We start from the raw sequence: 13,245 nt of genomic DNA on the forward strand, positions 1-13,245 counted from the left end.
CGCAGCATCCGGCGCTGGCCGGCGCCGGCCCGCTGCTGTTGCTGCCCGGCCGCGGCACGCGCCTGAAAGGCCACGCCGACGGCCTGCAACTGCTGGCCGACGTGCGCGCCGAGGGCTTCGACGCGCGCCTGTGGCTGCCCGGCGCGCGCGAAGCCGGCCGCGAGGAGTACATCGACGAAATGCAGACGCTCGCCAACGGACTCGGCATCGCCGACGCGGTCGCCTTCACCGCGCCGACCGACGCGATCGCGCGCGCCTACGCCGCCAGCGATCTGGTGCTGCAACTCTCGCGCAAGCCCGAAGCCTTCGGCCGCACCGTGGTCGAGGCGCTGTCCTGCGGTCGGCCGGTGCTGGGCTGGAACCACGGCGGCGTCGGCGAACTGCTCGCGCGCCTGCAACCGCGCGGCGCGGTCGCGCCGTTCGATCCGCAGGCGTTGCGGGCCGGCGCTTGCGAATTGCTAACGCATGCGCCCGCGCCAGTGGATACGATGGCGTTTTCCTTGCGGGCCATGCAGGAGGCCACGCTTGCCGTCTATGCCGAACTCGTCGATGCCTGAGCCGGCCGCGCCGTCGCCGGCGGCGCTGGGCCCCGCGTCGGCGGCAACCATGCCGCCCGATGCGCCGCGCACGCCGCCGGCGGAGATCGTCGGCTGGCGCTGGGCGCCGGTGTGGGTGCTGGCCTACGTCGCGCTGCTGTTCGCGCCCGGCTTCGCCGAGGCGGTGCTGAGCCTGGGCGCGCTGACCATGCTGGTGAAGCTGGCGCTGGGGCGCATGCGCACCGGCCCGCGCTTGCTCAGCGACGCGGCCTGGGCGCTGACCAGCGCGTTGTTCGCGGCGTACTGGCTGCCCGAACTGGTCTCGGCGATCGACGCGGTCGATCCGGCGCGCGCGTTGCGCGAGGCCGCGGTGGACCTGCGCTACCTGCCGTTCCTGTGGCTGGTCGCGGCGGCGGTGGCATCGACGCGCGGGCGCCGCGTCACCTTCGGCGGGCTGGCGCTGATCCTCGCGCTGTGGATCGCCGACGCCTTGCTGCAGGCGCTGTCTGGCACCGCCGAAAGCCCGCTGTTCCGCGCCATCGACGCGGCCAAGCATTCGATCAGCGGCCACGGCATGTGCAGCGCGGCCGAGCTGGCGCTGGCCGACCGCCTCGGCGGCGTGCTCGGCCCGTGCAATCTCAAGCTCGGCCAGGTCATCGCCAGCTTCTCGCCGTTCCTGCTGTATGCCGCCGGCCGCCGCTACGGCCTGGCCGGGTGGCTGGTCGCGACCGCGCTGACCGGCGTGGTGGTGGTGCTGGCCGGCTCGCGCGCGTCGTGGATCACCTTCGCCCTGGTGCTGCTGCTCAGCGGCTGGCGTCTGCTCGGATGGAAGAAGCTGCTGGCGTTGTTCGCCTGCGGATTGCTCGCGCTGGTCGTGCTCGATCGCACCTCGACCCAGGTGCACGAGCGGCTGGTGCGCACCGCGCACATCGTCAGCGCCGACATGTCCGGCATCGACGATGCGCTGTCCGGGCGCGCGCGGATCTGGCGCGCGGCCGGCTGCATGATCGCCCAGCACCCGATCAACGGCGTCGGCGCGCGCGGTTTCCGCGAGGCCTTTCCCGCCTGCGATCCGCTGCCGGGCGTCAACACCTCGTGGGGCTACGGCCCGGCGCTGCACGCGCATCAGCTGATCCTGGAAGTGCTCAGCGAAACCGGCGCGTTCGGCCTGTTGATGTGGCTGGCCGGCGCCGCGCTGGCGTGGCGCGCCTGGGCCTTCGCCGACGTGCAGGCGCGCGAGCGCGCCCGCCCGGCGATGGTGGCGCTGGCGGTGACGGTGTTCCCGCTCAATACCCACCTGGCGTTTTATTCGACGTTCTGGGGCGGGCTGACGTTGCTGTTGGCGGCGTTGTATGCGGGCAGCCTGCTGGCGCAGCCGCGCAGCGAATAGCTTCTGTGCAGGAGCGGCGCGAGCCGCGACCGCGACAACGCAACTGCGATGAAACCTGCGGCGTCGCTGCGTTGTCGCGGTCGCGGCTCGCGCCGCTCCTACAGGGGGCGCTCGCGGCTTACGGTTGCCGCTTGTACGGCGACACCATGCCTTCGGGCCGGCGCTTGAAGCGGCGGTGGATCCACAGGTACTGGCTCGGCGCCTGCCGCACCATCGCTTCGATCTGCGCATTGACCCGCGCGCTGTCGGCGGTGGCGTCGCTGGACGGGAAGTCGCTCAGCGGCGCGCCGATGCGCAGCACGTAGTCGGCGCCTTCGCGGCGATGGAAGAACGGCACCACCGCGCAGCCGGCCAGGCGCGCGAACTGGTGGGTGGCGGTGATCGTCGCCGCCGGCACGCCGAAGAACGGCGCGAACACCGTGTCCTTGCCGCGCATGTCCTGGTCCGGCGCATACCACAGGAAGCCGCCCTGCTTGAGGTGGCGCATCGCCGGGCGGATTTCCTCGTTGGTGAACATGGCCGCGGCGTAGCGCAGGCGGCCGCGCTTGACCGCCCATTCCATCACCGGGTTGCGGTGCTTGCGGTACATGCCGGCCAGCGGCAGGCGGTCGCACATCAGCCGGCCGCACATTTCCAGGGTCATGAAGTGGCCCGACACCATCAGCACGCCGCGGCCGGCGGCGCGGACCTCGTCGAGCAGCTCCACGCCCTCGATCCGCACCGTGCGCCGCATCGGCTCGACCCCGCCCCACCAGGCGCGGGCGAACTCGAAGAAGCCGATGCCCAGGTCGCGAAAGCTCTCGCGCAGCAGCGCCTCGCGCTCGGCCTCGCTCTTTTCGGGGAAGCACAGCGCCAGGTTGACCTGCGCCGCGCGCCGGCGGGTGCCGGCCACGCGCAGCGCGAACGCGCCGATCAGCGCACCCAGTCCGCGTTGCAGCGCCCACGGCAGGCGCGCGCCGGCGCACATGACGGCCAGCGCCAGCCACATCGGCCACAAGCGCGGCGACAGCAGGGAAGGACGGGGGGGCAGGGCGGGTTCGGCCATGGCGATAGTTTATTCGCTGCGCTGTTGTGGGAGGGCCTTCAGGCCCGACGCTTTTGTGTCCGCAGCGACGCGGCGATCGGAGCGAACAGCATCGGGGCTCAAGCCCCTCCCACAGAAGCGGCCGGGTTGCGGTTTTCGCTGGAACGACGAAACCGGAACAGCGCCGACGGCCGCAAGCGCCGGGCCTGCTTCATGAACACCGCCTCCACCCCGAACCGCCGCCGCAGCCTTTATCCTTGGCGCCATGCGGAAGGATTTGATCGAGCGCCTGTTGCGCGGCCTGTATTCGGTCGCCCTGTACCTGTTGGCCCCGGTCACGGTGTACCACCTGATCTGGCGCGGCTTCCGCCAGCCCGCGTACTTCCGCGGCTGGCTCGAACGCTACGCGGTCTACCGCGGCCCGGCCCAGACCCGCACCCTGTGGCTGCACGCGGTCTCGGTCGGCGAGGTCAACGCCGCGATCCCACTGGTCAACGCATTGCGCCGCGGCCGCCCGGACCTGCGCCTGTTGGTGACCACGATCACGCCGACCGGCGCCGACCGCGCGCGCGCGGCCTGGGGCGATTCGGTCGAGCACGTCTACCTGCCCTACGACCTGCCCGGCGCGGTCGGCCGTTTCCTCAAGCATCACCAGCCGTGCGCGGCGTTGATCATGGAAACCGAGCTGTGGCCGAACCTGCTGTTCGGCTGCCGCGACCGCGGCATTCCCGCCTACATCCTCAACGCGCGCCTGTCGGAGCGTTCGCTGCGCGGCTATCGGGTGCTGGCGCCGCTGGTGAGCCGCGCGCTGCGCACGGTGCGCACGGTCGCGGCGCAGTCGCGCGCCGACGGCGAGCGCTTCGTCGAGCTCGGCGCCGATCCGCGCCAGGTGGTGGAGACCGGCAACCTCAAGTTCGACGTTAGCGTGCCCGATGCGCTGGAGGCGTTCGCGCAGGAATGCCATCGCCACACCGGCGAGCGGCCGGTGTGGATCGCCGCCAGCACCCACGAAGACGAAGAAGCGGTGACGGTGACCATGCACCGGCATCTGCGCGAGCGTTTTCCCGATCTGTTGCTGCTGTGGGCGCCGCGCCATCCCGAGCGCTTCCGGGTGGTGGCCGAGAACGCGCGCAGCGCCGGCTGGCAGGTGTCCACGCGCTCGCGCGCGCGCTGGCCGCAGCCGGGCGACGATGTGTTCGTGATCGATACGCTCGGCGAACTGATGAGTTTCTACGCCTGCGCCGACGTGGCCTTCGTCGGCGGCAGCCTGCAGCCGATCGGCGGCCACAACCTGCTCGAGCCGGCCGCGACCGGCACCGCCATCGTCACCGGCCCGCACCTGCACAACTTCGTCGAGATCGCCCAGCGCCTGGACGACGCCGGCGCGCTGCGCATCGGCCAGGACGCCGAGCAGGTGGAAGCGGCGGTGGAGCGTTTGCTGGCCGACCCGGCCGAACGCGCGCAGATGGTCGCCGCCGGCCGCGCGCTGGTGGAAACCGGCCGCGGCGCGCTGACGCGGACGATGGCGCTGCTGCAACCGGCGTTGCCGCCGCGCTGAGATCCTCGTTGCGCCCGATGAGGCGCGAGCGTGGCCGCGCAGGCAAGCGGCCACGCTCGCCCTGGACACTGCTGCGGCGGGCGCAAGTTAACTAGACGCCGTCGACGCGCGCCGCAGCAGGGCTTTGTGCGCAAACCGTTGCGATCGCGACATCGCAGCGGCAGCGCGACCGCAGTCGGCCGACAAGCCCGTCGCGTTCGCAACGCAGGCCCGCGGCCCCGGAGCCGCCGCGGGCGTTCTTCGATCAGACCTCGCCGAACTGCGGGCCGCCGTCGTCCGCGACATGCTTGGCGCAGGTCACCGAGCCGAGGTAGTCGTAGCCGATGATCACCACGTCGGGGCCGGCCTGGTTGGTGCCGTAGGCGCGCAGGAAGGTCGCGGTCGGCGCGCTCACGGCGGTGCCGCCAGCGGACGTGCAGCGCTGCAGCGCGGCCTGCTTGGCGCGGGTGGCGGCGGCCGCCTCGGTGCTGCCCGAGCCGATGGCGGTGGCCTGGAAGCGTTCGGTGCGGGCGTTGGCGGCGCCGGCGAACAGGACGGCGGACGCGGCGACGGTCAGGGCGATGCTGCGGATGTTCATGCGTTGTCTCCAATGGACGAAGGGGATGATCGCTACACGCGGAACTGCAGCGCGGGCCGGGTATCGGCCGCGATGCGCTGCGTTCGAAGGATGAGCGCCGCCTTCGCCGCAGAAGGTTGCATCGCATGCGGGCACGATGCGCGAACTTGTGATGGGTTGACGGAAAGATCGCCGAATCAGACGAGTCTGATGCTGCGCGCCGCATCCATCGCCCAATGCGCAACGCACAACGCGATCGGCGCGCAAGCGGACAGGCGCCGTCGCGATGCATGGACCTGCGCCGCATCGACCGGCACGACGCGGATCGTGCGGTTGCGCTCATTCGCGCGCATCGCGCCTGCGCTCTTCGCGTCCGCAACAAGATCGATCGCGACGCGCGGATGTGCGATGCGGCCGCCGGAGCAAAGGCCGAGCCGAACGAATTCGATCGTTCGCGCGCACCGCACATCGCGCGCACAAACAAAAAAGCCGCCGGTTTCCCGGCGGCTGGGTGGCTTGCGGCGCGCGCGGCGCTGCTCAGCGCATCGTCGGCGGCGGCGCCAGCTCGGTGGCGGCGTTCGCGGTCAGCAGGCGGTTCACGTCCTGCACGTCGGCGATGTCGAGCGAACCGGCGGACTGCTCCAGCAGCAGGCGGTTGAGCAGGAAGTTGTACTTGGACTGGGCGTAGGCCTGCTGCGCCTGCAGCAGCGTGCGCTGGTTGTTCAACACGTCCAGCACGGTGCGGGTGCCCACTTCCAGGCCGACCTGCGAGGCGTCGTAGGCGGCCTGCGCCGAGACCACGGCCAGGCGGCGCGCTTCGACTTCGCTGATGCCGGCGACCAGGGTCTGGTACGCGTTGCGGGTGCTGCGCACCAACTGGCGGCGCTGGAATTCGTACTGGTCCTGGGCGGCGTCGCGGCGGGCCAGGGCCTGGCGCACGCCGGACTGCACCGCGCCGCCGGAGTACAGCGGAATCGACAGGGTGATGCCGAAGTTCGGGCCGCGGCCGGAGCTGGACGGCTGGTCGAAGGTCTGGCCGAGGAAGCGGCGGTCGCTCCAGCTGGTGCTGTCGCTGTAGCCGCCGTTCAGGGCCAGCGTCGGCCAGTGGCCGGCGCGCGCGGCTTCCACGTTGATGTCGGCCGATTCGACCTGCAGCTTGTACGCGCGCAGCGAGGGATTGGAGTTGACCGCGTTCTCGACCCAGGCGTCGACCTGCTGGCTTTCCGGCAGGGTCGGCTTGAAGTCGGCCGGCAGCGCCTTGAGCGTGGTCACCGGCTGGCCGGTGATCTGGCTCAGCGCCTGGTAGTTATCCTCGACCGTGTTGCGCGCGATGATGGTCTGGGCGCGCGCGTTGTCGTACTGGGCGCGCGCTTCGTGCACGTCGGTGATCGGCGCCAGGCCGACTTCCAGGCGCTTGGTGGTGTAGTCGAACTGCTTCTGCAGCGCGGTTTCCGAGGCCACCGTCGCGGCCAGGTTCTCCAGCGCGACCAGCACGTTGAAGTAGGCCTGCGAGGTGCGCACGATCAGGTCCTGGCCGGCCGACTCCAGGGTGTAGTCGGAGGCTTCGCTGAGCTTGTTCTGGCTCTGCAGGCCCTTGATCAGCGAGCGGTTGTACACGACCTGCTGGGCGCTGACGCCGTAGCGGCGGCTGCTGTTTTCGCTGGTGATGTCGGTGCCGCGAGGAACCACCGGCGCGTTGGGATCGGTCGGATCGCTGGAACCGCCGCCGGATTCGCTCTCGGTGCGGCTGCGGGTGAAGCTGGCCTCGCCGGTCAGCGACGGCAGCAGCCGCGCGCGCGCCTGGATGCGGTCTTCCTTGGTCGCCAGCCGGTTGGACTCGGCCTGGGCGAGCGTCGGGTCGCTCTGCCGCGCCTGCTCGTAGGTCTGCAGCAGGTCTTCGGCGGACGCGGCGGCCGGCAGCAGGCCAAGAGCGAGGGCAAGAACGAGCGGACGGCGGATCATGCGGCTTCCTTGGACTTGCATGTATTGATGGGTCCGCATGCTGGCACGCGGGCTCTTACGGTGGGCTGACGCTGGCCTGACAGGACGGTCAGAACTCGAAGGCGGGCGCGGGCGCGGCGCCTTGCAGATAAGGCAGATCGGTTTCGAACAACGACTGGATGCGCGAAGCGTTGACTTCGTTGCGCTCGCCGCCGCCGACCAGCACCGCTTCCATCGCCGGCGAACGGCCGCGCACGACGAACAAACGGCCGCCCGGCTGCAGCCACTGTAGCCACTGCGCCGGAATCTGCGACACCGCGCCGGTGACGCAGATCGCGTTGAAACGGCGGTCGGTGCTGTAGTTCAGCGCATCGGCGTCGACCACCTGGGCGTTGAGGATGGTCTGCGCGGCCAGGCGTTCGCGCGCGGCGGCGGCCAGGTCGGGGTGGATCTCCAGGCTCACCACTTCGCGCGCCAGCCGGCCCAGGCAGGCGGTCAGGTAGCCGCTGCCGGTGCCGATCTCGAGCACGTCGTCGGTGGGATTCACGCCCAGCGACTGCAGGCTGCGGCCTTCCATCACCGGCTTCATCATGAATTCGCCGTGCGCCAGCGGCAGGGCCAGGTCGGCGTAGGCGAGGTTCTTGTGCGCGTCGGCGACGAAGGCTTCGCGCGGCAGCGCGGCCAGCACGTCGAGCACGCGCGGGTCGAGCACGTCCCAGGGCCGAACTTGTTGTTCGACCATCAGTTCTCGGGCCTTGGCGTAATCGATCGTAGTCATGTGGAGGGTCTGCGGAATTCGTGCGCGGGGACTGCGGATTCTACCGGGACCGCGCTTCCCGGCGGGAAAAAGAATTAACCAGCGCGCGGGGCGGGCTCAGTGCCGAAAGTCACCAGAACTCCTGGCAGGGCGCGCACTTACGCGCATTCGCGAGAGCGCCAGACCCGGCACAGTCAGCGCTCGCGCCGGGCATAGGCGCGCAGGAACATGTCCACCGAGGCCTCCAGATGGGCGCGGATTTCGGCCGCGCCGGGCAGCGGATAGCCGAGCATCAGCAAGGCGTACGGCTCGCCCTTGAGCACGGCGAAGAACTGCCGCGAGGCGGTGTCGGCGTCGTCCAGCGCCAGCTCGCCGGCCTCGCCGCGCCGCCGCAGCAGGCCGGCGAATTCCTCGTGCAGGCGATGCGGACCGACGTCCCAGAACAGCTGGGTCAGCGGCGACTGCGCCAGCTGCGGCGTGCACAGCAGGCGGTGGATGCGGATCGCCTCGGGCGCGGCGGCCATGTCGAAGAAGGCCTGGGCGATCGCCAGCAGGCGCTCGCGCAGCGGCGTGCCGGGCTCCGGCGCGAACAGCTGCGGCGGCAGGTGCTGCTCGCAATGGGCGCGCACGGCGGCGGCGAACAGCGTCTCCTTGTCGCCGAAGTGGCTGTAGACGGTGAGCTTGGAGACGCCGGCCTCGGCGGCGATCTGGTCCATGCTCACGCCGTCGTAGCCCTGGATCAGGAACAGGCGCTTGGCGGCTTCGAGGATGGCGGTGCGCTTGCTCAGATCCTTCGGCCGGCCGGGTCCGGCCGGCTTGGAGGCGGACGGCGGCTGACCGGCGGTATCGGTTGGACTGGAGGGACGGGGCGAGACCATGATTGAATACTGGACTATCGGGTTTGATATTTATACAGTACTGACGAGTACATTAATTGCCTGAGAGGCCGTCCGCAATGCGCAGCCGGGTTCCTTCCGCCTTCTATTCTCTCCCGACCGGCCGCCGTTGGTGGCTGGCCGCGGCGCTGGCCCTGGCCCTGACCGCCTGCGGCGGCGCCCAGCCGGCCGCCGAAGCCGCCCGCCCGGTGCTGGTGGCCCGGCCCAGCGGCGCGGTGACCGCGGTGTCGGCCTATGCCGGCGAAGTCCGCGCCCGCGAGGAGAGCCCGTTGTCGTTCCGCGTCGGCGGCAAGCTGGTCGAGCGCAAGGTCGACGTCGGCGCCCACGTCGCCGCCGGCCAGGTGCTGGCCGTGCTCGACCCGGGCGACCTGGACGCCCAGACCCGCGCCGCCCAGGCCCAGTTGGCCGCGGCGGAGGCCGAGTATGCCCGCGCCCGCGCCGATCAGGTCCGTTACGACCAGTTGGCCAAGGATCAGCTGATCAGCCGCTCGGCCAAGGACGCCCAGGACGCTCAGGCCAAGGCCGCCCAGGGTCAGCTCAATTCGGCCCGGGCCAATTGGGAGGTGGCGCGCAACCAGTCGGCCTATACCCAGTTGCGCGCCCCGGCCGCCGGGGTGATCGCCTCGCGCAGCGCCGAGGCCGGGCAGGTGGTCGCCGCCGGCCAGCAGGTGTTCGCGCTGGCCGCCGACGGCGCGCGCGAGATCGCCTTCGCCGTGCCCGAGGGCGCGATCGCCGCATTCAAGCCGGGCCAGCAGGTGCAGGCGGAACTGTGGTCGATGCCGGGCAAGCGCTGGCCCGGGCGGGTGCGCGAAGTCGCGCCGGCGGCCGATCCGGCCTCGCGCACCTACGCCGCGCGGGTCACCGTCGACGCGCCGGCCGGGACGCTGGAGCTGGGCCAGAGCGCGCGCATCTATCAGGCCGATCCGGCCGGCTCGGGCCTGAGCGTGCCGCTGGCCGCGGTGCAGCAGACCGCCCACGGCACCGCGGTGTTCGTCGCCGACCCGCGCGCCGGCACGGTCAAGCTCAAGTCCGTTGCTACAGGCCCCTACGGCGCCGAGCGGGTGCCGGTGCGCTCGGGCCTGGGCGCGGACGACTGGGTGGTGGTGGCCGGCGGCCATCTGCTGCGCGACGGCCAGAAGGTGTTGCCGGTGGACCGCGAGAACCATCCGGTGGAGCGGTGAGCGCCGTCGGCGCCGCCGTTCCGCATGCGGCCGCGACGCGCGGCCGCTTCCGTTCCCGACCGGCCGCGCGCGCCACGCCGCGCGTCTCGCCCTAACGAGCTGATCCCATGCGCTTCAATCTTTCCGAATGGGCGTTGCGCCACCGCAGCCTGATCGTCTACGCGATGCTGGTGCTGGCCCTGGCCGGCGCCATGTCCTACCTGCGCCTGGGCCGCAGCGAGGATCCGGCCTTCACCTTCAAGGTGATGGTGGTGCGCACGCTGTGGCCGGGCGCCACCGCCGAGCAGGTCTCGCGCCAGGTCACCGAGCGGATCGAGAAGAAGCTCATGGAGACCGGCCAGTACGAGTTCATCCGCTCGTACTCGCGGCCAGGCGAATCGCAGGTGATCTTCGCCGCCAAGGACTCGCTGCGCTCCAAGGACATCCAGCCGCTGTGGTATCAGGCGCGCAAGAAGATCGGCGACATCCGCCCGACCTTGCCCGACGACATCGTCGGCCCGTTCTTCAACGACGAATTCGGCGACACCTTCGGCAACATCTACGCGTTGACCGGCCAGGGCTTCGACTACGCCGTGCTCAAGGACTACGCCGACCGCGTGCAACTCGCGCTGCAGCGCCAGCCCGACGTGGGCAAGATCGAACTGTTCGGCGTGCAGGACGAGAAGATCTGGGTCGAGCTGTCGAACGTGAAGCTGTCCACCCTCGGCGTCCCGGCGCAGGCGGTGCAGGATGCGCTGAACCAGCAGAACGCGCTGGTGCCGGCCGGCTTCTTCGAAACCGGGTCCAGCCGCGTGCCGGTGCGCGTCGGCGGGCAGTTCACTTCGGTCGAACAGATCCGCGACTTCCCGATCCGGGTCGGCGACCGCACCTTCCGCCTGGGCGACGTGGCCGAGATACGGCGCGGTTTCGCCGACCCGCCGCAGCCGCGCATGCGCTTCATGGGCGAGGACGCGATCGGCATCGGCGTGTCGATGAAGGAAGGCGGCGACATCCTCAAGCTCGGCAAGACCCTGGAAATCGAGTTCGCGCGCCTGCAGAAGACCCTGCCGGCCGGCATGGAGCTGCGCAAGGTCGCCGACCAGCCCGCGGCGGTGGAGGAGTCGGTCGGCGAATTCGTGCGCGTGCTGGCCGAGGCGGTGGCGATCGTGCTGCTGGTGAGCTTCTTCTCGCTGGGGCTGCGCACCGGCCTGGTGGTGGCGCTGTCGATCCCGTTGGTGCTGGCGATGACCTTTGCGGTCATGGACTTCTTCGGCGTCGGCCTGCACAAGATTTCGCTCGGCGCGCTGGTGCTGGCGCTGGGCCTGCTGGTGGACGACGCGATCATCGCGGTGGAGATGATGGCGATCAAGATGGAGCAGGGCTTCAGCCGCCTGCGCGCCGCCGCGTTCGCCTGGGAAAGCACGGCGTTCCCGATGCTGACCGGCACCTTGATCACCGCCGCCGGCTTCCTGCCCATCGCCACCGCGGCCTCGAGCACCGGCGAATACACCCGCTCGCTGTTCGAGGTGGTGACCATCGCGCTGTGCGTGTCGTGGATCGCCGCGGTCGCCTTCATTCCGTTCCTTGGCGACAAGCTGCTGCCCGACTACGGCCACGCCGCCGCGCCGCCCAAGCCCGGTTCGCTGGCCGCGCGCTGGAACGGCGCGCGCGAAGGGCTGGCGCGGCGGATGCCGGCGCTGGCCGGCGCGATCGCGCCGAAGCCGCCGATCGACGGCCACGTCCACGACCCGTACGCGTCCAAGTTCTACCTGCGCTTCCGCGGCTGGGTGCTGTGGTGCGTGCGCCGGCGCTGGCTGGTGATCGCGGTGACCGTGGCCGCCTTCGTCGGTTCGATCTTCCTGTTCCGCTTCATCCCGCAGCAGTTCTTCCCCGACTCGGTGCGGCCGGAGCTGATGGTGGACATGGAACTGGCCGAAGGTTCGTCGCTGCGCCAGACCGCCGAGCAGGCGCAGCGGCTGGAGGCGATGCTCAAGCAGCGCAAGGACCTGGCGAACTACGTCGCGTACGTAGGCACCGGTTCGCCGCGCTTCTACCTGCCGCTGGACCAGCAACTGCCGGCGGCCAACTTCGCCCAGTTCGTGCTGATGCCCAAGGACCTCAAGGCGCGCGAAGCGCTGCGCACCTGGGTGATCCAGGACGTCGCGCCGCGCTTCCCCGAGCTGCAGTTGCGCGTGACCCGACTGGAGAACGGCCCGCCGGTCGGCTATCCGGTGCAGTTCCGCGTGTCCGGCGAGCACATCGACCAGGTGCGCAAGATCGCCTATCAGGTGCGCGAGAAGATCCGCGAGAACCCGCACGTGGCCAACGTCAACCTCGACTGGGACGAGCCGAGCAAGGTGGTGCGCCTGCAGGTCGACCAGGAGCGCGCGCGCGCCCTGGGCGTGAGTTCGGCGCAGCTGTCGCAGTTCCTGTCCAGCTCGCTGTCGGGCTCGCACATCAGCACCTATCGCGAAAGCAACCGGCTGATCGAGATGTTGCTGCGCGGCCCCGGCGAGGAGCGCATCCAGCTCGACATGCTCGGCAATCTGATGGTGCCGACCAGCAGCGGCCGCAGCGTGCCGCTGAGCCAGATCGCGACCCTGGAGTACGGCTTCGAGGAAGGCATCATCTGGCACCGCGACCGCCTGCCGACCATGACCGTGCGCGCCGACATCTACGACGGCACCCAGCCGGCGTCGGCGATGGGCCAGATCTCGCCGACCCTGGACGGATTGCGCGCGCAGCTGCCGTACGGCTATTCGATCGACGTCGGCGGCAGCGTCGAGGACTCCGCGCGCGGGCAGAAGTCGATCAACGCCGGCATGCCGCTGTTCCTGTTCGCGGTGTTCACCCTGCTGATGCTGCAGCTGCGCAGCTTCTCGCGCAGCTTCATGGTGCTGCTGACCGCGCCGCTGGGCCTGATCGGGGTGACCTTGTTCCTGCTGGTGTTCCGGGTGCCGTTCGGCTTCGTGGCGATGCTGGGCACGATCGCGCTGGCGGGCATGATCATGCGCAACTCGGTGATCCTGGTGGACCAGATCGAACAGGACCGCGCCGAGGGCCACGAGCCGTGGAAGGCGATCGTCGATGCGACCGTGCGGCGTTTCCGCCCGATCGTGCTGACCGCGCTGGCGGCGATCCTGGCGATGATTCCGTTGTCGCGCAGCGCCTTCTTCGGGCCGATGGCGGTGGCGATCATGGGCGGGTTGATGGTGGCGACGGCGCTGACCTTGCTGTTCCTGCCGGCGTTGTATGCGGCGTGGTTCAAGGTGAAGGTGCCGCAGGAGACCTGATCGGGCGGCCGCTTCGTTGCGGCCGCCGCGCCTGTTCTATCCCGTCATTCCTCTCGCCCCGTCATCCCCTCACCCCGTCATTCCGGCGAAAGCCGGAATCCATTTTGATTTTCGCGAAGATGCGGTCGCGGCTC

Annotated in this window: 11 protein-coding genes; 5 read left to right on the plus strand and 6 right to left on the minus strand. The window is 70.4% G+C overall.

Annotation, left to right across the window (positions count from 1 at the left end; all coding sequences use genetic code 11):
• Together A7A76_RS00805 and A7A76_RS00810 are read left to right on the plus strand one after the other, a co-directional pair.
• Nucleotides 1-557, plus strand: a 557-nt coding sequence (locus A7A76_RS00805; protein WP_206409406.1) for a glycosyltransferase, incomplete at its 5' end; no start/stop codon positions are given.
• Between the two features lie 49 nt (nt 558-606).
• Nucleotides 607-1,926, plus strand: a complete 1,320-nt coding sequence (locus tag A7A76_RS00810) for an O-antigen ligase family protein (protein ID WP_206409436.1) — start codon at nt 607-609, stop codon at nt 1,924-1,926.
• 118 nt (nt 1,927-2,044) lie between these two features.
• Here the strand turns inward: A7A76_RS00810 and lpxL are convergent, their stop codons facing one another.
• Entirely contained in the window at nt 2,045-2,971 is a 927-nt protein-coding gene (gene lpxL, locus A7A76_RS00815) for an LpxL/LpxP family Kdo(2)-lipid IV(A) lauroyl/palmitoleoyl acyltransferase (protein WP_206409407.1), read from the minus strand.
• 244 nt (nt 2,972-3,215) lie between these two features.
• Between lpxL and waaA the strand changes: the two genes are divergently transcribed.
• Complete coding sequence (gene waaA, locus A7A76_RS00820) at nt 3,216-4,508, plus strand: lipid IV(A) 3-deoxy-D-manno-octulosonic acid transferase (RefSeq protein ID WP_206409408.1); 1,293 nt, start codon at nt 3,216-3,218, stop codon at nt 4,506-4,508.
• Between the two features lie 244 nt (nt 4,509-4,752).
• Here waaA and A7A76_RS00825 read toward each other — a convergent pair whose 3' ends face one another.
• From A7A76_RS00825 to A7A76_RS00845, 5 genes are all read right to left on the minus strand, one after another.
• On the minus strand, nt 4,753-5,085 hold the full coding sequence (locus A7A76_RS00825) for a hypothetical protein (RefSeq protein ID WP_206409409.1): 333 nt from the start codon (nt 5,083-5,085) through the stop codon (nt 4,753-4,755).
• Nucleotides 5,086-5,261: 176 nt separating this feature from the next.
• Nucleotides 5,262-5,531: a hypothetical protein gene (locus tag A7A76_RS00830; RefSeq protein WP_206409410.1), complete on the minus strand. Its 270-nt coding sequence runs from the start codon at nt 5,529-5,531 to the stop codon at nt 5,262-5,264.
• Nucleotides 5,532-5,601: 70 nt separating this feature from the next.
• Entirely contained in the window at nt 5,602-7,026 is a 1,425-nt protein-coding gene (locus A7A76_RS00835; RefSeq protein ID WP_206409411.1) for a TolC family outer membrane protein, read from the minus strand.
• Nucleotides 7,027-7,114: 88 nt separating this feature from the next.
• Nucleotides 7,115-7,783 carry a protein-L-isoaspartate O-methyltransferase family protein gene (locus A7A76_RS00840; protein ID WP_074872831.1) on the minus strand — a complete coding sequence of 223 codons (669 nt, stop codon included), beginning with the start codon at nt 7,781-7,783 and terminating at the stop codon, nt 7,115-7,117.
• A 173-nt stretch (nt 7,784-7,956) separates the two neighbouring features.
• The gene (locus A7A76_RS00845; protein ID WP_206409412.1) at nt 7,957-8,640 is read right to left on the minus strand and encodes a TetR/AcrR family transcriptional regulator; all 684 of its coding nucleotides are present in this window, start codon (nt 8,638-8,640) and stop codon (nt 7,957-7,959) included.
• Between the two features lie 77 nt (nt 8,641-8,717).
• Here A7A76_RS00845 and A7A76_RS00850 point away from each other — a divergent pair, with 77 nt between their 5' ends.
• The gene (locus A7A76_RS00850) at nt 8,718-9,839 is read left to right on the plus strand and encodes an efflux RND transporter periplasmic adaptor subunit (RefSeq protein ID WP_206409413.1); all 1,122 of its coding nucleotides are present in this window, start codon (nt 8,718-8,720) and stop codon (nt 9,837-9,839) included.
• A gap of 107 nt (nt 9,840-9,946) precedes the next feature.
• Nucleotides 9,947-13,111, plus strand: a complete 3,165-nt coding sequence (locus A7A76_RS00855; protein ID WP_206409414.1) for an efflux RND transporter permease subunit — start codon at nt 9,947-9,949, stop codon at nt 13,109-13,111.
• The last annotated feature ends 134 nt before the right edge of the window (nt 13,112-13,245 follow it).

This window comes from Lysobacter enzymogenes (assembly GCF_017168095.1).
GTDB lineage: Bacteria > Pseudomonadota > Gammaproteobacteria > Xanthomonadales > Xanthomonadaceae > Lysobacter > Lysobacter enzymogenes_D.

Bases quoted from the DNA above. Each gene is read 5' to 3' on its own strand.
- A7A76_RS00810 (WP_206409436.1), top strand. From the start codon at position 607: ATGCCGCCCGATGCGCCGCGCACGCCGCCGGCGGAGATCGTCGGCTGG.
- lpxL (WP_206409407.1), bottom strand. From the start codon at position 2,971: ATGGCCGAACCCGCCCTGCCCCCCCGTCCTTCCCTGCTGTCGCCGCGC.
- waaA (WP_206409408.1), top strand. From the start codon at position 3,216: ATGCGGAAGGATTTGATCGAGCGCCTGTTGCGCGGCCTGTATTCGGTC.
- A7A76_RS00825 (WP_206409409.1), bottom strand. From the start codon at position 5,085: ATGAACATCCGCAGCATCGCCCTGACCGTCGCCGCGTCCGCCGTCCTG.
- A7A76_RS00835 (WP_206409411.1), bottom strand. From the start codon at position 7,026: ATGATCCGCCGTCCGCTCGTTCTTGCCCTCGCTCTTGGCCTGCTGCCG.
- A7A76_RS00840 (WP_074872831.1), bottom strand. From the start codon at position 7,783: ATGACTACGATCGATTACGCCAAGGCCCGAGAACTGATGGTCGAACAA.
- A7A76_RS00845 (WP_206409412.1), bottom strand. From the start codon at position 8,640: ATGGTCTCGCCCCGTCCCTCCAGTCCAACCGATACCGCCGGTCAGCCG.
- A7A76_RS00850 (WP_206409413.1), top strand. From the start codon at position 8,718: ATGCGCAGCCGGGTTCCTTCCGCCTTCTATTCTCTCCCGACCGGCCGC.
- A7A76_RS00855 (WP_206409414.1), top strand. From the start codon at position 9,947: ATGCGCTTCAATCTTTCCGAATGGGCGTTGCGCCACCGCAGCCTGATC.